The organism is Leucobacter viscericola (assembly GCF_011299575.1).
GTDB classification, from domain to species: Bacteria; Actinomycetota; Actinomycetes; order Actinomycetales; family Microbacteriaceae; genus Leucobacter; species Leucobacter viscericola.
Map to the genome: position 1 here is coordinate 1094298 of NZ_CP049863.1, position 18702 is coordinate 1112999.

At 62.1% G+C, this 18702-nt stretch carries 14 protein-coding genes and 1 tRNA gene; 8 read left to right on the top strand and 7 right to left on the bottom strand.

All coding sequences use genetic code 11. From position 1 onward, the window contains the following. Positions 1-48: 48 nt before the first annotated feature. Positions 49-816 (bottom strand): response regulator transcription factor, encoded by a 768-nt coding sequence (locus G7068_RS05095; RefSeq protein ID WP_166289817.1) that lies wholly within the window; start codon positions 814-816, stop codon positions 49-51. Between the two features lie 35 nt (positions 817-851). Then, positions 852-2612, bottom strand: a complete 1761-nt coding sequence (locus tag G7068_RS05100; RefSeq protein ID WP_166289820.1) for a hypothetical protein — start codon at positions 2610-2612, stop codon at positions 852-854. A 600-nt stretch (positions 2613-3212) separates the two neighbouring features. Here G7068_RS05100 and G7068_RS05105 point away from each other — a divergent pair. From G7068_RS05105 to G7068_RS05115, 3 genes are read left to right on the top strand one after another with little or no spacing between them, the layout of a single operon-like run. Beyond that, entirely contained in the window at positions 3213-6947 is a 3735-nt protein-coding gene (locus G7068_RS05105) for a multifunctional oxoglutarate decarboxylase/oxoglutarate dehydrogenase thiamine pyrophosphate-binding subunit/dihydrolipoyllysine-residue succinyltransferase subunit (protein ID WP_244304684.1), read from the top strand. A gap of 30 nt (positions 6948-6977) precedes the next feature. Further along, positions 6978-7712, top strand: a complete 735-nt coding sequence (locus tag G7068_RS05110) for a FadR/GntR family transcriptional regulator (protein ID WP_166289826.1) — start codon at positions 6978-6980, stop codon at positions 7710-7712. Then, a complete protein-coding gene (locus G7068_RS05115) occupies positions 7709-8416 on the top strand; it encodes a cache domain-containing protein (protein WP_166289829.1) in 708 nt (235 codons plus the stop codon). The genes G7068_RS05110 and G7068_RS05115 overlap by 4 nt, the downstream gene beginning before the upstream one ends. A gap of 22 nt (positions 8417-8438) precedes the next feature. Here the strand turns inward: G7068_RS05115 and G7068_RS05120 are convergent, their stop codons facing one another. The 4 genes from G7068_RS05120 to G7068_RS05135 form a co-directional block, all read right to left on the bottom strand. Next, a complete protein-coding gene (locus G7068_RS05120; RefSeq protein ID WP_166289832.1) occupies positions 8439-10097 on the bottom strand; it encodes a cation:proton antiporter in 1659 nt (552 codons plus the stop codon). Between the two features lie 138 nt (positions 10098-10235). Then, on the bottom strand, positions 10236-11213 hold the full coding sequence (locus G7068_RS05125) for a ribose-phosphate diphosphokinase (protein ID WP_166289835.1): 978 nt from the start codon (positions 11211-11213) through the stop codon (positions 10236-10238). A gap of 50 nt (positions 11214-11263) precedes the next feature. After that, positions 11264-12706, bottom strand: a complete 1443-nt coding sequence (glmU, locus tag G7068_RS05130; protein WP_166289838.1) for a bifunctional UDP-N-acetylglucosamine diphosphorylase/glucosamine-1-phosphate N-acetyltransferase GlmU — start codon at positions 12704-12706, stop codon at positions 11264-11266. 158 nt (positions 12707-12864) lie between these two features. Then, positions 12865-12936 (bottom strand) — tRNA-Gln (locus G7068_RS05135). Between the two features lie 79 nt (positions 12937-13015). Here G7068_RS05135 and G7068_RS05140 point away from each other — a divergent pair. The 5 genes from G7068_RS05140 to G7068_RS05160 are packed head-to-tail and all read left to right on the top strand — an operon-like array spanning position 13016 to position 16681. Next, on the top strand, positions 13016-13555 hold the full coding sequence (locus tag G7068_RS05140; protein ID WP_166289841.1) for a MarR family winged helix-turn-helix transcriptional regulator: 540 nt from the start codon (positions 13016-13018) through the stop codon (positions 13553-13555). A 9-nt stretch (positions 13556-13564) separates the two neighbouring features. After that, on the top strand, positions 13565-15235 hold the full coding sequence (locus G7068_RS05145; protein WP_244304685.1) for a radical SAM protein: 1671 nt from the start codon (positions 13565-13567) through the stop codon (positions 15233-15235). Further along, positions 15232-15549 (top strand): hypothetical protein, encoded by a 318-nt coding sequence (locus tag G7068_RS05150; protein ID WP_244304687.1) that lies wholly within the window; start codon positions 15232-15234, stop codon positions 15547-15549. The genes G7068_RS05145 and G7068_RS05150 overlap by 4 nt, the downstream gene beginning before the upstream one ends. A 6-nt stretch (positions 15550-15555) precedes the next feature. After that, on the top strand, positions 15556-16362 hold the full coding sequence (locus G7068_RS05155; protein ID WP_166289844.1) for a prolipoprotein diacylglyceryl transferase: 807 nt from the start codon (positions 15556-15558) through the stop codon (positions 16360-16362). After that, positions 16343-16681 (top strand): hypothetical protein, encoded by a 339-nt coding sequence (locus G7068_RS05160; protein ID WP_166289847.1) that lies wholly within the window; start codon positions 16343-16345, stop codon positions 16679-16681. The genes G7068_RS05155 and G7068_RS05160 overlap by 20 nt, the downstream gene beginning before the upstream one ends. A gap of 329 nt (positions 16682-17010) precedes the next feature. Here G7068_RS05160 and G7068_RS05165 read toward each other — a convergent pair whose 3' ends face one another. Beyond that, positions 17011-18702 carry an amidase gene (locus tag G7068_RS05165; RefSeq protein ID WP_244304689.1) on the bottom strand — a complete coding sequence of 564 codons (1692 nt, stop codon included), beginning with the start codon at positions 18700-18702 and terminating at the stop codon, positions 17011-17013.

The following is an 18702-nucleotide window of genomic DNA, read 5'->3' on the forward strand; positions in this document are numbered from 1 at the left end:
AAAAGGCCGGTGGTGACTCTCGTCACCACCGGCCTTTTGGCATGTTATCTAAAGATGATCCGCGACCTGCATGCGGTTCTTAGAGTTCGTCTTTTTCATGATTCGATGCACGTAGGTCTCAATGGTTCGGATGCTGAGCGTGAGTTCCTTCGCGATGTCTTGATTGCTCCGCCCAAACGCAACGAGTCGCGCAATCTGCAGCTCCCGCTTTGTCAGGTTCGGCCGGAGACCGTTTTCTGAATAGCCCGTGGAGACGTGAGGGTGTTTCTGTTTCAGCTCTGCAATGGCGGACTCGAACGAGCTGGCGCTGTTTTCATCGCCGCGCGAGTCAAAGTGCTCCACCGCGGCCTGGTACGACTTGATTGCCAGCCCCGTGTGCATTGTTGCTTGGAGGTTCTGCGCAATGTGTGCGGTGTAGCTAAAGTCTTCCTTCTGCAGAAACGCGAGGTAGTCGTAGTAGGCACCGAGGTACGGTGTCTCGACCGATTCCAACTGCGTGCGGGCGTAGGAGAGCCGCTGCGTCGATGGTGCAAACTCGATGCTGTCAAGCAGCGCAAGCGCACCGGCAAATTTGGCGCCCGAGTTCCACAGCCGCTGCGATTCCGTCCAGAGAAGTTCAGCGGCCCCGTCGCTGTCGCCCCGGTACGCAGCGTATTCCGCGCGTGCCCACGACGGCGATTGCAGCGGAAAGGGGCCTCGCATACCGAGGTTCTCCGCGTTACTCACGTGCAGCAGGGCCGCATCGGGGCGCCCCTGTCGCACCGCAAGAACCGACGAGCTCACCTCGATGGCCTGCTGCGCACTGATCTCCCTCAAGAACCTCGGCGATCCCCCGATAGAAGAACCCGTCGCTAAGATGCGACGAGCCTCATCGAGTTTGCCGTCTGAGAGGAGAATCCACGAGAGAATCGCTGCGTGCGTGCGGCAACGAACAACGTCGAGGCTGGACTTGGATCGTTCAAATCCGCGCTTCGAGATTGCATACGCCTCCTGCACTCTCCCGTGACCAAAGAGGATGAAGCTGAGCAGAGGATCATCCTCCGTGAGACCGGACTCCGGTAACTGCTCGTAGGCTTCTGAGGCTTCCTCGTGCCGCCCGGTGATCGACAGCACGAGCGCCAAGGTGCGCTGAAGTGTGTTGGCGACCGCCTCGCTGAGGTCGGGGGTGACCCGCAGGCGTGCTTCGAAATCTGCTGGCACCTTTCCGAGATAGGTTTGGAGCTCGACCGAGTAGGCGTCAACGCACCGGCCATACTCACCCAGCTCTTCACGACTCGCTTCGAGGTGGCGAAGAGCCCCCTCAAGGTCGTTGAGCACACAGGCCTTCCATTCGGCCCGAAGCTGCACGAGCAGGGCCTTTTCGGCCGGCGCCCCCTGTACCGATGCCGCGTCTGTTTGACACCCAAAGAGCGCAGTCTCGATGTCACCGGGGCGGCGTCCATTCGCGCGAGGGATCGGGCGTACTCCACCCGGTTCTTTGCGGTTGGTGACTGCCGCCAGGCCTCCGCAATATCTAGCGAACGAGATTCCTCTTGCTCCCGCACAATCCTCGCGAACACCGCGTCACGCTCCGCGTCACTCTCGGGGTTTGCCTGGCGGGCGCTCCCCAGAACGGCGGGGGCCTCCGCGAGGCCAAGACTCTTAACGATGAAGTCGTCGTGGCGTATGCGGCGCAGCGAAACCGGAGAACGGCGAAAGTACTCGACGACAAGCGGCGGAGAGATGGTGATCAGGTAGCGCCCCCTCGCCGCGTAGATCTTGATGAGCGAGTGCGCCTCCAGCTCCTCAAGCATGTCCCAGTGCACAAGATCCTTCGCCGTCCCGAGTTCGCTCGCACCCGAGAGCGCCAACACCTCAAGTGCACCCCTCGCCTCCTTGCTGAGTCCGGCAAGAAGCTCTTCCACGATGGTGTACAGACCCGAATTCCAGAGGTTTCGCTGAGCTTTCCAGACCCCACCCTCGAGCACAATGCGTTTTGCCGCAACGGCCGACTCGGTGAGCTTGAGCGCCAAACCGACAATGCCCCCTGACTTTGAGAGGATTCGGGCGGTGGTTGCGGGATCGATCGGCGCTCCGAGGTAGTCGCGCAGAATGAGGTCAAGATCCTCAGCCGAAACGGGCTTCACCTCGATGAGCAGGCTCGGCTCAATGGTCGGTGGAAACTCTGGCTGGGTTTGAGCGGTAAACGCGGGAGACTTCAGACGGGTGCGCGCGATCGGAGTGCCCTTGCGATCTGAGACAACACGAATGACCCCCTTGGAAAGCTCGTCCATGGCGTCCCAGTTATCGACCAGGATCGCGGTGTGCCCGTCGCCCAGCTGGCCCGCCAGCGCATCAATAGCCCGGGTCACAGGGATGCTCTTGTCATAGTGCGGAAAGATGCCGGCGGCCATGAGCGTGCCAAAGTTGTGGCTGCGGAGGCTCGTCACGCCCGAGAGCAAGAGGTGGTCAACTCCGATACTGTCGAGGCGCTTACCGATCTCACGCAAGAACGTTGAACGTCCGCTCATGCGCACACCCAAGATGTCGATGCTGCTGCGAGCGCGCAGCAGTTCCATCGCTGTGCTCAGTTCTTTGGCTCGTCCGCGAATCGGACCCTCTGTCAGCGCCAATGTAGATACCCCTCATGAATACTTGGGTTGAGAGCGCATCGGCTCCCCCAACGAGATGTACGGGCACAGGTCAGTGTTGTGATCACGAAACGGGAATGCAGAATTCACGCTCGTCAAAGCTTCGATCACTCAACCCCATGCAGCCCTTTATGGGATGCGAGTGAGTGCGCATGCACAGATGTACGCCGGTCCTGGCCGCGAAATCCCCCTAAGGGCCGAACGCACGGGAACCTTTTGGGTATCTTTTCGGCGTTCCTCGGCATTACATCTGTGGAATATATTGCCTTATTTGCTGCTACCGTTCGTGATAATTCACGGGTTCTACGTGCGGTATTGCTCAAACTTACGTGCGCTGACGCAGGGATTTACTCCCATGTAAGTATTGGCTGAGGCGTTATGCACTTAGGTTCGCCCGGTCATCTACGCAGTAATTTTTTGCTCGCTGACAAAGCTCAAGATTGCCGCAACAAACGCAACCCTGATAGCGGCAAAGAGGCACGAAGCTCGCGAAAGGCGTAGGCTTGAACGCGGTGCGGCTATGGTGTCGCTACCCCTGAGATTCACTTTGCCGATGAAGGCATGAAACGAGAGGAAGTCGCTTTGGCTGAGCGCACGGAAACCAGCGATCAGGCTGGTTCCGCAGAAGACTTCGGTGCAAACGCATGGCTTGTCGATGATCTGTGGAAACAGTACCAAGTCGACAAGAATTCGGTAGATCAGTCGTGGTGGCCGATCCTTGAGCAATACGCGGCCTCCCCCGGCCCCTCCGATCCCGTCGCGTCGTTCCCAGCATCCCCCGCAACGTCCGCTTCGGCCCCGGTGGCGGCTTCCGCTCCTCCCGCGACTTCCCCCATCACCACGCCAGCTCAGCCTGCGCGCACAACCAACGTGGCCCCCCGACCGGCACCCATCCCCGCGGACGCTCCCCGTTCGCCGCGCCGCGCCGCGCCAGAGACCGCTCCGATCTCGATCGTCGAAGACAGCGTCACCCCGCTCCGCGGAATGGCTCGCTCACTCTCCAAGAACATGGACATGAGCCTCACCGTCCCCACGGCGACAAGTGTGCGCACGGTTCCGGCAAAGCTCCTCATCGACAACCGCATCGTCATCAACAACCACCTGCGTCGCAGCCGCGGCGGCAAGGTGTCGTTTACGCACCTGATCGGCTGGGCATTGATCCAGACCCTCAAGGAGTTCCCCAGCCAGAACGTGTCGTACGCCGACATCGACGGCAAGCCCTCGATCATCGCGCACGCGAGCATCGGACTCGGGATCGCGATTGACGTTCCGAAGCCCGACGGTTCTCGCTCACTGCTGGTCCCCTCGATCAAGCAGGCGGAGTCACTCGACTTCAACGAGTTCCTTGCCGCATACGAAGACCTCGTAAAGCGCGCTCGCGACAACAAGCTCGGCGCCGACGACTTCCAGGGCACCACCATCTCGCTCACCAACCCGGGTGGCATCGGCACGGTGCACTCCGTGCCCCGCCTCATGCAGGGTCAGGGCAGCATCATCGGTGCGGGCGCGCTTGAGTATCCGGCTGAGTTCCAGGGATCCTCTGATGACGTGCTCACGAACCTGGGCATTGGCAAAACGATCACGCTCACCAGCACCTACGATCACCGTGTGATCCAGGGCGCGGGTTCGGGCGAGTTCCTCAAGCACGTGCACGAGCGCCTCATCGGCGGCCACAACTTCTACGAAGACATCTTCGCCGCGCTGCGCATCCCGTACAAGCCTGTGCAGTGGGCCTCCGATATTCACGTCGACATCTCGGGCGCGATCGACAAGTCGGCTCGTGTACAAGAGCTCATCAACGCGTTCCGCGTGCGCGGCCACCTCATGGCAGACATCGATCCGCTTGAGTACCGCCAGCGCACCCACCCCGACCTCGAGATCGAGTCGCACGGCCTCACCTTCTGGGATCTCGACCGCGAGTTCGTGACCGGCGGCATCGGCGGAAAGCGCACCATGAAGCTGCGCGACATTCTCGGTGTGCTGCGTGACTCGTACTGCCGCAAGATCGGCGTCGAGTACATGCACATTCAAGATCCCGCGCAGCGCAAGTGGATGCGCGAGCAGCTCGAGGTGCCGTACCAGAAGCCCAGCCACGACGAGCAGCTGCGCATCCTCGAGAAGCTGAACGAGGCGGAGGCCTTCGAGACCTTCCTGCAGACCAAGTACGTCGGCCAGAAGCGCTTTAGCTTGGAGGGCGGCGAGTCCGTCATCCCGCTGCTCGATGCAATGCTGATCGATGCGGCTGAGGACGGTGTCGACAGCGTCGATATCGGCATGGCCCACCGCGGCCGCCTTAACGTGCTCTCCAACATCGCGGGCAAGACCTACGGTCAGATCTTCCGCGAGTTTGAGGGCGCGCAGGCCACCAAGTCCGGCTCGGGTGACGTCAAGTACCACCTCGGCACCACGGGCGTCTTCACGGCCCCGAATGGCACCCAGGTTCCCGTGCACCTCGCAGCGAACCCCTCGCACCTTGAGACCGTCAACGGTGTGCTCGAGGGTATTGTGCGCGCGAAGCAAGACCTGAAGCCCATTGGCTCGTTCACCACGCTCCCCGTTCTTATTCACGGCGACGCGGCAATGGCCGGCCAGGGCATTGTCTACGAGACCATGCAGATGTCTCAACTGCGCGGTTACCGCACCGGCGGCACGATCCACATCATCATCAACAACCAGGTCGGCTTCACCACGCTGCCGTCTGATTCGCGATCCGCTGTCTACTCCTCCGATGTGGGCAAGGTTGTGCAGGCGCCGATCTTCCACGTGAACGGTGACGATCCCGAGTCCGTCGTGCGCGTGGCTCGTCTCGCGTACGAGTTCCGCCAGCGCTTCCACGTCGACGTCATCGTCGATCTGGTTTGCTACCGTCGTCGCGGTCACAACGAGGGCGACGATCCCTCGATGACCCAGCCGCTGATGACCGACCTCATCGAGGCGAAGCGCTCCACCCGTCGTCTCTTCACCAGCTCCCTTGTCGGACGCGGTGACATCACCGAGGAAGAGTACGAGAAGTCCAAGCAGGATTTCCAGGCCCGTCTTGAAGTTGCGTTCCAGGAGACGCACGTCGCACAGACCGGCGCCATCCCCGTCATCGATCAGAGTGGCATCGGCGAGGTCAAAGAGGTCGGTGGCCCTGGCCCCGCTCCCCTGCTCACCGCCGTTGACCAGACGGTCATCGAGCGCATCGGCGATGCCTTTGCAAACAAGCCCGAGGGCTTCACGGTTCACCCCAAGCTGCAGCAGCTGCTCAACAAGCGCGCAGACATGAGCCGCGAGGGTGGCATCGACTGGGGCTTCGGCGAGCTCCTTGCACTCGGTTCGCTGCTCATGGAGGGCACAGCTGTTCGCTTCGCCGGTCAAGATGCCCGCCGCGGCACCTTCGCGCAGCGCCACGCGGTCTTCCACGACCGCAAGAACGGCCAGGAGTGGATCCCGCTGCTGAACCTCTCTGAAGAGCAGGCGCGGTTCTGGATCTATGATTCCCTGCTCTCCGAGTACGCTGCGCTCGCCTACGAATACGGCTACTCGCTGCAGCGTGAAGACGCTCTGGTGCTGTGGGAAGCGCAGTTCGGTGACTTCACCAACACCGCGCAGGCGGTCGTTGACGAGTACATCGCCGCGGCCGAACAGAAGTGGGGTCAGCAGTCCTCCGTCGTCATGCTGCTGCCGCACGGCTACGAGGGCCAGGGTCCGGATCACTCGTCCGCACGCATCGAGCGTTTCCTGCAGATGTGCGCCGAAGACAACATGATCGTTGCCCGTCCCTCGACACCGGCGAACTACTTCCACCTGCTGCGCAGGCAGGCCTACGCTCGCCCGCGCAAGCCGCTCATCGTGTTCACACCGAAGTCGATGCTTCGCCTGCGCGGCGCAACGTCAAACGTCGAAGACTTCACCAACGGCACCTTCCAGCCGGTGCTCGATGATCCGAAGGTTCTCGACCAAGCGGCCGTTGAGCGCGTGATCCTGGTGTCGGGCAAGACCTACTACGATCTGCGGGTTGCGCTCGACAAGAACCCGGATCCTCGTATCGCCCTCGTTCGGGTCGAGCAGTTCTACCCGATCCCGGCTCCGCAGCTGGGTCGAGTGCTTGCACAGTACTCGGGTGCAGAACTCGTTTGGGTGCAAGACGAACCGGAGAACCAGGGAGCCTGGCCGTTCATCTCACTTGAGCTGTCAAAGCACCTCGCAAACGATCGCATTCGTGTGGTGTCTCGTGCGGCCTCTGCAGCTCCGTCGACCGGTTCCGCAAAGGTTCACGCTGTGGAGCAAGAGACGCTCATTGCCGAGGCGCTCAACTTCGACACCGGCGCGTAGGCCAGGACTCTGGTGCAGCCGCCATCGCTCATGAGCCCATCGCACGCCCCCAATATCGGGGGGATCGCCGAGCGCATTGCCTCAGCGATCTCGATGGGCATGCTCAGCGTGGGCGAGCGGCTGCCACCGGAGGCCGAACTTGCGAATCAGTTCGGGGTCGCGGTTGCGACGCTCAGAAAGGCGCTCGCGGAGCTGCGGGCCGAGGGGATCGTCGAGACACGACGGGGCCGCAACGGTGGCACCTTTGTTGTGCTGCCACCGTTCCCCTCCAACGACGAGCTGCAGGCTTCACTCAAGCGCACAAGTCTGGTCGCCCTGCGCGACTTCTTTGATGAGCACGCAGCCGTTTCAGGTATGGCCTCCCGCCTCGCGGCGGAGCGCACTCCCCCAACGAACAGCACTCGCTTGGCAGAGTTCGCGTTTCAGGCGCGCGAAGCTCGCAGTGTTCGTGATCGATCGATGGCAGACAGCCGCTTCCACTTTGAGATCGCCGTGCTCAGCCAATCGCAGCGCCTACTGACCTCCGAGCAGCGCCTGCAGTCTGAGCTCTCGCCGTTTCTCTGGTGCGACGCGATTTGCTCAGCTTCGCCGCAGCACGCCTTCACGCAGCACCTCGCCATTGTTATGGCGGTCGAGCAGCAGCAACCCGATGAGGCCCAGCGCCTCGCTGTTGAGCACGTCAGGGGCAACATGAGGCTGATTATTGATGGCAAGCTCGCGCTCCATCGAGGGTCTCGCCCGGCAGCGATGGAGACCGCACTATGACGGCGCCAATGGCCGTGCAGCGCACGCTCGAACAGCTCGAGAGCTGGTTCGCTGAGCGCTTTAGCCACCTCGATGCACTGCACGACGAGCTACTCGGTTTTCTGCGGCGCGATTCCGCGGGCATTCTTGACCTCAGTGAGTCAGTTCGTCGCAAATTGAAGACCGTGGCAACACGCTTCCTCGCCGAAAACGACTCCATCGACGGCTGCGGTTTGATCCTTGCCCACTCCGCCCTGGGCACCGAAAACGGTCACCTTGAGTGGTGGGTTCGCGAAGACGAATCCCGTTTCGCGAGGTACTCCTTTGGGGTGGTGCCGGGTGCCGACAGGTACTACGACTACGACCACCATCAGTGGTTCATTCGCGCGTTCCAGGAGGGCGAGCCGGCGCTTGTTGGCCCCTACATCGATTATTTGGGTGTCGAATCGTACGTGATGACCTTTGCCGTTCCGGCAGAGGTTGACGGGCAGCGCATGGGCGTTGTCGGCAACGACATCCAGGTGGAAGATCTGGAGCGCGCACTGCTCCCCACCCTCGTGGATTGTGCGGTTGACGTGGCGCTCGTGAGCGGCCACGGCACCGTCATCTGCAGTAACTCCTCGAAGTTCTTGCCTGGCGACTGGGTGTCACCCGACACCGAGGGATTCGCGCGGGTATCCCTGCAGTGTCCCTCGAACGAACTGCAGTTGCTCTACGCCGTCTAGCCAGCTCGGGTTTCGAGCCGAGTCAGCCGCGCATTTCGATCGCGATCTGTGACGCGTCAAGATTTGCGAGTTCTTTGGCGAGCACCTCAGCGTCGAAGATACCGTTGTCACGCGCGTCGAGAAGCGCCGCCCGCTGCGCTTTGAGCACCTCGAGCCGGTACCGCTTTTCGGCAGAGAACCGCTCCATCTTGGGACTGTCTTCGGAATGCACCGGCTTCGGGATGTCACTCACGCAGGATCGCATCAGTTCGTAAATCTCGGTTCGCTCACTGTCCAGCTGGGTACTCGTAGCCGAGTCGTCAACTGCTGGAGCAATCTTTCGCAGCAGGGGTCCCACGGTTCCGCCCTGAATGAGGAGCGAGAGCAGCGCGACCGCAAAGGCAATAAGCACGAGTACCGAGCGCTGCGGGGTCTCTGGCGGGAGCGTCTGCGCCGCGGCAACGGTAACGGCACCGCGCATGCCCGCCCACACGACGGCAGTGCCGTCCCTCCAGCCAAGCGGTGCGCGCAAGAAGTAGTCCATGTCAGCGATGCCCCGTCGAACACGACGGATGAACCTGTCCAGGTCCTTCTCCGAGACCTGCCGCCCCTTCGCAGCAAACTTCTCGAGCGTCTCCTGTCGACCCTCACTCGTCTCAACCTTCTGGCCGAAGCTCTGCAGCTGGTCTTGACGCTCCGCTCCCCTGCGGGCACGTCGCGACAGCCCCTGGAGCAGCGGAGCAACGTAGGCCGCACGGACAATAATCGTCAGCAGGAGTGCGCCCAACGCAATCAGAATGGCGGGGGCAACACCCGCGTGATCCGCTTGCACGCTCATCACAATGGATCGAATCTGCAGGCCCATCGTCAGAAAAACGACACCCTCGAGCACGAGCTCGACCGTTCGCCAGTTTTGGGAATCGGAGAGGCGGTTCTGCGCCGAGATGATGCGTGGTGCCCTGATCCCGGTCACCAGCCCGGCAACAACGGCCGCAACCAGCCCCGAGCCGCCAAGCAGTTCGGTCGGCACCGAAGCCACAAACGGCACCGCAAACGAAATGACCGTGTTGACGGTCGCGTCGGTCACGCGCTTGCGAACGACGAGATTCAGCCAACCGGCCACACCACCTATGACCACGGCGACCACGACGGAGTAGGAGAAGGTACCGACTGTGCCCCAGAACGAGAATGATGCGGCGGCAGCCACAATTGCGGTGCGAAGCAGCACCAGGGCAGTCGCGTCGTTCAGTAGGCTCTCGCCCTCAAGAATCGCGACCACACGCTTCGACACCGAGGTACGCTTCACGATCGAGGTTGCCACAGCGTCGGTCGGGCTGACGATGGCGCCGAGCGCGACTCCCCAGGCGAAGCCGAGGCCCGGGATCACCAGCATAAAAAAGAGCCCGAGCACCAGCGAGGTGCCGACAACCAGCACAATCGAGAGTCCGCTGATCGCAGCGAACTCTCGCCTGAAGTTCATGGCCGGCATCGACACGGCCGCCGAGTAGAGCAGCGGCGGCAGTACACCCGCGAGGATCCACTCGGGATCGATCTCGACGTCGGCGAATAACGGCAGAAAACTCGCGCCAACCCCCACCGCAACCAGAATGAGTGGCGCCGCGATACCGAGCCGCGGGCCAAACACGGTCGCAGCGGCAATGACCAACAGGGCCGAAACAAGTACAAACAGCAGCTCATCCACTCGTCTATCCTTCCAGACGCGGGCGACCTTGAATCCCGCTGCGACGAGTGCCCAGATAAATAACGAAAGGCCCCCAAACCAACGCGTGGTTTTGGAGGCCTCTCGTCGCTAAGCTGGACGCTCGCAGTTCAAAGCTGGTTAAGCTGCGCCCTCAAACATCGAGGTCACGGAGCCGTCTTCGAAGACCTCGTGGATGGCCTTTGCGAGCAGCGGGGCGATCGGCAGCACGGTCAGCTTCTCGAAGCGCTTCTCGGGGCCAACCGGCAGCGTGTCGGTGACAACAACCTGGTCGATGAAGTCCTGAGAGAGGTACTCGGTTGCCTTGCCTGAGAAGATCGCGTGGGTGCACGCGATTGTTACGCCGCGGGCTCCGCTCTTCTTCAGGGCCTCAGCTGCCTTCGCAATGGTGCCGCCCGTGTCGATCATGTCGTCGACAACAACGCACCAGCGATCCTTCACGTCACCAACAATCTCGTGAACCGAAACCTGGTTCGGCACGAGAGGATCGCGACGCTTGTGAATGATCGCAAGGGGTGCGCCGAGCTTGTCGCTCCAGATGTCGGCAACGCGCACGCGGCCCATATCGGGCGAGACAACGGTGAGGTCGTCGCGATCGATGGTCTTGCGGAAGTGCTCGAGCAGCACGGGCATGGCAAAGAGGTGGTCGACTGGGCCGTCGAAGAAGCCCTGGATCTGCGATGCGTGCAGGTCTACCGACATGATGCGGTGCGCGCCAGCTGCCTTGAAGAGGTCAGCGATGAGGCGCGCAGAGATGGGCTCGCGGCCGCGACCCTTCTTGTCTTGGCGGGAGTAGGGGTAGAACGGCGCCACGACGGTGATGCGCTTTGCCGAGGCACGCTTGAGCGCGTCAACCATAATGAGCTGCTCCATGAGCCACTCATTGATCGGGAAGGTGTGCGACTGGATCACAAAAGCGTCGGATCCGCGTACGCTCTCGTCGAAGCGGGCGTACAGCTCACCGTTCGCAAACGTGCGCGCGTCGGTCGGAACAAGTTCGGCGCCGAGTTCGGCGGCCACCTGCTCGGCGAGCTCGGGGTACGCCCGGCCCGTAATCAACACGAGTTTCTTCTGCCCAGTCATCTCGATGTTGCTCATCGGCGCCCGTTTCCCATCTCAGCTATTTTCACCGTGGTTGTGTGGAGTTATTAGTGTTCGTCGTTGTTAGCTCGTTGTGCACGTTCGGCTGCGGCCGCGGTGCTGGTGCCGGGCCGATTCTCGGCGACCCAACCCTCAATATTGCGCTGCGGAGCAACACTCATGGCGAGGGATCCTGCCGGAACCGTCTTGCGAACCACCGTGCCCGCCGCCGTGTATGCACCATCTTCAATGGTAACCGGAGCGATGAGCACATTTTTCGACCCAACGCGCACTCCGTCGCCGACAACGGTCAGGTGCTTCTTCACACCGTCGTAGTTTGCAAAGATCGTGCCCGCACCGATATTGGCATCAGCACCGATCTGAGCGTCCCCAACGTAGGAAAGGTGGGGCACCTTGCTGCCGTCGCCGATCTTTGCGTTTTTTGCCTCGACAAAGGCGCCCAGCTTGCCACCCTCTCCGAGCTCGGTGCCCGGGCGAATGTAGCTGAACGGCCCCACCTGCGAGTTTGCAGCGAACACCGCGAGTGTGGCCTCACTGCGGCGAATGTGCACGCCCTCGCCGACCTCGCAGTCGACCAGCGTTGTGTCGGGCCCGATGATGGCTCCCGTTGCAATCGAGGTCGCACCGTGCAGATAGGTGCCGGGCAGGATCTCGGTATCGGGTTGGATCGAAACGTCAGCGTCGATCCACGTTGTGGTCGGATCCTGGATCGTCACGCCCGCGCGCTGGTGATCGCGCACGATTCGTGCATTGAGCTCGCGTCCCGCATCAGCAAGCTGCACGCGATCGTTTACGCCTGCAATGAGCCACGGATCGTTCGTCGCAACCGCTTCAACACGGCCACCACTCGCAAGGATGCGCGCGGCTGCGTCGGTCAAGTATTTTTCGGCCTGGGCGTTGTTCGTGTCGATCTCGGAGAGCGCACGCTCAATGTCGCGGCGCGCAAAAACGTAGATTCCGCCGTTGATCTCGGTGATGCGGCGTTGCGCCTCACTCGCGTCCTTCTCCTCGACGATGCCGGTGACGGCGCCCTCGGAGTCGCGCAGAATGCGTCCGAGCCCGGTCGGGTTGTCGTAGATCGCGGAGAGCATCGTCATTGCCCTGCCGTCTTCGAGGTGGCCCTTCACGAGTCGATCGATCGTTGCGGCGTCAATGAGCGGAACGTCGCCCGAGAGCACAACGACGGAACCGTCGAAATCGGCGGGGAGAGCGGCCAGTGCCTGCTCAACCGCGCGACCGGTGCCGGGCACCTCGTCTTGGCCGACCATAACGGTGTCTGGTGCGTGATCGAGGATCGCCTCGGTAACGCGCTCTCGCTCGTGCCGCACAACCGCGATCACCTGCTGCGGTGAGACCGCGGCCGCAGTGTCGAGCACGTGAGCGATGAGCGAGCGTCCGCCGATGCGATGCAGCACCTTCGGAAGCGAAGATTTCATGCGTGTTCCCTGCCCTGCTGCAAGGATCACAACCGCGAGTGAGCGTTCTGCCATTTGAGCTTGCCTCTCTTAGGGTCCTACACCTTGCCGGAGCTCCCGTAATTCCCGCTCCTCGGCTCCCGACACACGGAGAAGCTGTGCTTCACAGTGTTCTGACAGCGCTTGTGAGCGCTGCACGGAGCTGTTAAAAAGGGCGGAGCCCTTTTTAACAGCTCCGCCCCCAGGACTCGAACCTGGACCTAACAGCTCCAAAGGCTGTCGTGCTGCCATTACACCAAGGCGGATCGTGCTGATATTGCACTCGTATAGTCTGCCAGATTCCAGGGGCTCGCGTGGACCACCCCGCACCCCGATAATAGAACAATGAAACACGAGGACGAGGTCGACCGCATTATTGCCGACTGGAGCAGGGCGCGCCCCGACCTAGATCTTGCTCCGCTCTCGGTTTTCTCGCGCCTTTCGCGCATCGCAAAGCACCTCGACCGTGCCAGGGCGCACGCGTTCGAACGCTCAGGTTTGAGTTCCTGGGAGTTCGACGTGCTTGCGGTGCTGAGACGCGGCGGTGAGCCCTACCGGCAGAGCCCTAAGACACTCGTGCAGCAAACCATGGTGTCAAGCGGCACCATGACTAACCGAATCGACCGCATGGCCTCGCGCGATCTCGTGCGGCGACTTACCGACCCCAACGACGGGCGAGGTGTGCTCGTTGAGATGACCCAGCAGGGCCAAACCCTCGTCGACGCGGCTATGACGCGCCTCAGCGACGCCGAAGAGCAGCTACTCGCGGGCCTCCCCCGCTCCGAGCGAGACAGACTCGCCGCGCTGCTCCGCCGCCTTGCCGCGAGCGTTGACCGCTTCGAATCTCCGAGCACAGAACCGATCACACTGCCCACTCTGGACTAACGTTTAGGTATGCCACAGCAAACTGCGGGAATGCCACTCCGCGACTACCGAGTCCACCGCTACGTCAACGCATTTTGCCCGCGTTGTCACGAGGAAGATCCGGATCGGCCACTTGCTGAAGTCGAGCGGCTTTCCGGCTGGCTTGCGGATCGCGACGGCGTCATTTGGCTTGAGCGTGGCTGTCGCACACACGGCCTGCAGCGAACGCTGTACGACGAGTCAGCCGAGATCCTGAGCTATCTCGAAGAGTGGACTGCCCCAACGAAGGTGCACACTCCCGATCTGGCTGGCAACTTCAAGCCAGTGCCTTCGGCCTACGAAGACGGCCTGCCCGAGATGCAGACGCAGCACACCTGCATCCTGTTGCAAGACATCACAGATCACTGCAACCTCAAGTGCCCCACCTGTTTCGCCGAGTCGAGCCCGGCGGCGAGCGCCGTCGCGCCACTCGCCGAGGTACTCGCCTCGGTCGATCAGCGTTTGGCCCGCGAAAACAACCGCATCGATGTGTTGATGCTCTCAGGCGGCGAACCAACGCTGTACCCCTGGTTAGAGCAACTACTCGATCACCTCGTCGCTCGCCCGGTGGTCAGGATCCTGATCAACTCGAACGGTCTGCGTATTGCGAACGACGACGCTTTTGTTGAGGTTCTCAAGAAGCACCGCGAGCGCGTCGAAATCTACCTGCAGTTCGACGGCGAAGAACCGGAGTCGTCAAAGTTTCACCGCGGTGCCGACATTCGCCGGTTCAAGGATCGCGCGCTTGAGCGCCTCTCCGCAGCGGGCGTGTTCACGACGCTGACGATGACCGCCACGCTCGGCGTCAACGACCACGAGATCGGTGCGGTCATCGAGCGCGCAATGGTGACCCCGTACGTGGGCGGGGTCACGATCCAGCCAGTCTTTGGCTCGGGTCGGTCAGCCGGTGTGGACCCCATGAACCGGCTCACACACGGCGGGGTGCTCTCACGCCTCGAACCGCAGACCAACGGCAAGGTCACCTGGCGCGATCTCACGGCGTTGCCGTGCAGTCACCCGCACTGCTGCTCGGTCGGCTACATGCTGCGCGATGATTCTGACGAGTGGCGATCCCTCACCGCGATCGTGGGCCATGACCGCCTCAAGCAGTTTCTCGATCTAGAGCCCGATCTGATCGCGAACCGCATCGCGGACAGCGACATCAACAAAAAGCTCAAAGAGAATGTGAAGCAGTCGCTGCTTGACCTCTTCAGCGAGCAGTCTTCGCTGTCGCACCCTTCAATTGCGGGGATCTGGCGCGACGTGTGTACGGCCTGCGACCTCGGCATTGGCACACTCACGGCCCTCGCAACCTCGGCGCTTCCGGGCCAGCACGGCCGCCTTCGCAAGTTCTTGGGAGAGCGCGTGAAGCGCATCACGGTGAAACCGTTCATGGACATCAGCACCATGATCGAGGAGCGCCTGACTCAGTGTTGCGTGCACGTCGCGACGGTGAACGAGGAGGCGGCGAGCGACGGCTCCAACATGCACCAGTGTGCACCGTTCTGCGCGGTGCAGGCGTGGGCCCCGCTCGGTGCCCGCAGGCTCTCAACCGCGACGGGCGTGAAGGGGGCAGTCGACGAAACCGCAACGATACAGCCGCCACCGTTCACATCGGATCCTTCTCGGCTCATCCCAGTGAAGTCGAAGACCAAACGATGACCGCGCACATGCCACCTCTCGGCAGTTACGACGAGAGCGTCGGCGATCCTGCTCCCCCGTTTGATCCGCTGCGACTGTGCGTGCACGCCACCGTCGCATTGATCACCTGTGTGCTCGGCCCTGTCGCGCTACTCGGTTTCGCAATCATCGCGATCGCGGGATACACGCGAGCACGGCGCGGCGGGCTGATGCGTTCGAAGTGCAAGCTCGGTGACACGAGGCTGGTGCTGGCCTACCTGAGTGTGCTGGCCGTCGGTGCCGCGGTTGCGATCCCGTTCTGGATCATGCTGTGGGCGCGGATTCTCGGGGGCTAAGACAGCGTGTTTCCACATCTCGATGACCTGCTCGGTTTTGGACCGCCCCTCGACACGCACAGTGCGTTCGTGGCGCTCGGGCTGTTTGCGGGTGGTGTGGTGTTCTTAATCGAGGCCCGTCGCCGCCACGTGCGTGATCCGAGGATCCCCTACTTGGTTCTCGGTGCCCTGCTGGGAGCCGCGGTGCTGTCGCGGCTCGGCACCTGGGCACAGCACCTCGACCCCTCACAAAACCTCAACCTGGGTGAGCAGCTGCTGCGCGGCAACGCCTCTATCTTGAGCGCCCTGGTTGGCGCCTGGCTCGGAGTCCACATCGCCAAGCGAATCGTCGGGTATCGCGAGCGCACCGGCGATCTCTTCGCACCCGCCGTAGCGCTAGCGCTCGCAATTGGCCGGATCGGGTGCCTGTTCACCGAACGGCCGGGCAGCCCCACGGGCGGCGACTGGGGCATCGTGTTGGATCCCGAAACCGCCGCCAGGTTGGGCTCACCGGCGGGCGTCGGCCTACACCCGAGTTTTGTCTACGAGATCGTGTTTCACGCGATTGCCTTCGCCCTGATCTGGTGGTGGTTGCGGCGTCTCAGCATCGCGCCGGGCGAGATTCTGACGCTCTACATCGGCGCGTACGCGATCTTCCGATTCTTCGTAGAGTTTGTGCGCGGCAACGAGGTTGCCTGGATCGGCCTGACGAGACCGCAGCTGTTTTTGCTGGTGACGATCCCGATCTTGCTCGTGCGAGTTGTGTTGCTTGCGAAGCGCGGCAAACTTCGATTCTCAACTGAAAGGACCGAGCATGAGCTTCTATCCGCCTGAGGTGCCCCCAACCCCTCCAGTGTCCCCAACGCCTGAGCCCGGTAAACCCGGAGGCGGCTCGATTCTTGGCGGTATGGGAGTTGGCTGCGGTAGCTACGTACTGCTGTTTCTGCTCATTTTTGCCCCCGGGGTTTCGGGAATGATATTTACCAGCACCAACACGGGATACATTCTCTACTTCGCGATCCCAGCCGTTATCGGGCTCGTGCTCGCGATTATTCCGACCTCACGGCGGTGGGGTATCGGTCTACTTATCGTTTCAGCCGCATCCTGGTTGATTGCGCTTGGGCCCTGCCTTGCTTTCATGGGAGGCCTTTGAATTCCCAGCCTCCTGAGGTGCCTCCAACGCACCCGGAGTTTCCGCGTCCAGACCCTGGAAAACCAGGAGGCGGCTCTGTCGGGGGTGGCGTGGGGATCGGCTGCGGTGGTTACGCAGTGCTTTTCGGGTTGCTCATGATTTCTTCAACCTTAGGATTCCCGTTCTCCGGAGGAACAGTCGGGTTTGTTTTCTACTTCGCAATCCCGGCAGTCATCGGACTCGTACTTGCGTTCATTCCCGCTCTTCGGCAATGGGGCATCGGCATCCTCATCGCTGCCGCCGCGTCATGGCTCATTGTGATTGGCCCTTGCTTCGCACTCGCCGGAAATCTATGAATACTGCTCCGGCGCGACGCGCATCGATCCCGACCCGCCCGACTCAAACGCCGCGGCGTACCCGAGCAGCGTTGGGTCCGAATAGGCAGCACCGGCAAACGTAAGCCCGACCGGCATGCCGATGTCGCTCATCAATCCCATCGACACAGTGATGGACGGAATACCGAGGTGACGCAGAGCGTAGTTGCCGTTTGAGAAGAACACACCGTTCGCCCAGGCACGATCCGCAGCTGCCTGATCAACATCAGCGTTCGCGGCTCCAACATCGGCGTTCGCCGGGAACACCACAGCGTCGAAGCCGCGCTCTTTCAGCCAGGACTCGAACAGGTCCTCGCGCAGTTGCACGAGCGCCCGCAGCCCGGCAGCAAAATCGGAGCGCTCGCGCGGATCCGAGATGCCCTCGCGCGCGGCAGCCACGGTCGCGCGGTAGCGGTTCTCGTAGTCCTCAACCTCTTCGTAGCGGTCGGGCAGCGCACCGGGAGGCTGCGGGAAGATTTGATCCGGATCCACAACCCCCAGGTTCGGGATCGCGGGATCGCCGTTCGCCCGCAAGAAGTCGTCCCACCCGAAACCAAGGAAGTGGGTGAACTCGGTATCCATCCACCCCTCGGGCAGCACACCGAGCTCGCCGACGTTCTCTTGCCCGGGACGATCACCCTCGTACTGTTCGATGAGGGGGAAGTCGGTCACCACAACCTCGGCGCCGAGCTCCTCGAGCCTTGCTTTCGCAAGCGCGAATTGCTCGAGCACCGACGGTCGCACCTCGATCGGGAAGTTCGGATCCTGCCCCAGGTACATCGCGGGCACAGCGAAGCGCTTGCCGCGCAGCTGGTCAGGATCCACGACATCGAGGTAAGAAGCAGGCCTGTGCGCGCTCGGCTTCGGCAGCTCCACGACCGACTGGTTGCGCCAGAAATCTCCGCGAGTCACTTCGTCGTCTTGCACGAGCACGTCGAGCAGGCGCAGCATGTCTGGCACCGAGCGGGTGTGCGGCACGACCACATCGCGGGCGGGGAACAGCGGCCAGTTGCCACGGATCGACAGGACACCCCACGAGGGTGTGTACGCGCACAGACCGTTGTTTGAGGCGGGGCTGCGGCCCGAAGACACGGTCTCCTCCCCCATGCCAAACACGGCGAGGTTTGCTGCGGTCGAGACGCCGGAACCGTTCGACGATCCCGATGCGTAGGCTGCGGCGAGGAAATCGCGGTTGTAGGGGCTTTCGGCACGGCCGTACACACCACGCTGCATGCCGCCATCAGCCATGGGAGGCATGTTGGTTTTGCCGATCAGCACGGCACCTGCCTCGCGCAGTTTTTCGACGGAGAATGCGTCCCACTGGGCGACCAGGTTCTTGAAGGCCGGTGATCCCGAAGCAACGGTCAGGCCCTTGACCATGTAGGAATCCTTGACGGTGAAGGGCACTCCCTCGAGCGGACGGGCGGTTCCCTCACGCCAATGACGATCGGATTCGGCCGCCTGCGCGAGTGCGTCGGGGTTCGGCACGGGGATCGCGTTGAGCCCCTGCTCGCCACGGTCGTAGGCCTCGATGCGCTCGAGATACGCCTCAGTCAGCCAGCTGCTCGTAATTTCGCCTCGACGAAACGCGTCAAGCACTTCCTCAATGCTCGCTTCGATGAGATCAAAACCCGCGCCCTGCTCGCCCATATTGCCCTCGCTTTTCAT

What these genes read in the sequence shown, in the direction of transcription:
- G7068_RS05115 (WP_166289829.1), top strand. Translation starts at nt 7,709, where the DNA reads ATGACGGCGCCAATGGCCGTGCAGCGCACGCTCGAACAGCTCGAGAGC.
- G7068_RS05145 (WP_244304685.1), top strand. Translation starts at nt 13,565, where the DNA reads ATGCCACAGCAAACTGCGGGAATGCCACTCCGCGACTACCGAGTCCAC.
- G7068_RS05125 (WP_166289835.1), bottom strand. Translation starts at nt 11,213, where the DNA reads ATGAGCAACATCGAGATGACTGGGCAGAAGAAACTCGTGTTGATTACG.
- glmU (WP_166289838.1), bottom strand. Translation starts at nt 12,706, where the DNA reads ATGGCAGAACGCTCACTCGCGGTTGTGATCCTTGCAGCAGGGCAGGGA.
- G7068_RS05150 (WP_244304687.1), top strand. Translation starts at nt 15,232, where the DNA reads ATGACCGCGCACATGCCACCTCTCGGCAGTTACGACGAGAGCGTCGGC.
- G7068_RS05110 (WP_166289826.1), top strand. Translation starts at nt 6,978, where the DNA reads ATGAGCCCATCGCACGCCCCCAATATCGGGGGGATCGCCGAGCGCATT.
- G7068_RS05140 (WP_166289841.1), top strand. Translation starts at nt 13,016, where the DNA reads ATGAAACACGAGGACGAGGTCGACCGCATTATTGCCGACTGGAGCAGG.
- G7068_RS05160 (WP_166289847.1), top strand. Translation starts at nt 16,343, where the DNA reads ATGAGCTTCTATCCGCCTGAGGTGCCCCCAACCCCTCCAGTGTCCCCA.
- G7068_RS05165 (WP_244304689.1), bottom strand. Translation starts at nt 18,702, where the DNA reads ATGAAAAGCGAGGGCAATATGGGCGAGCAGGGCGCGGGTTTTGATCTC.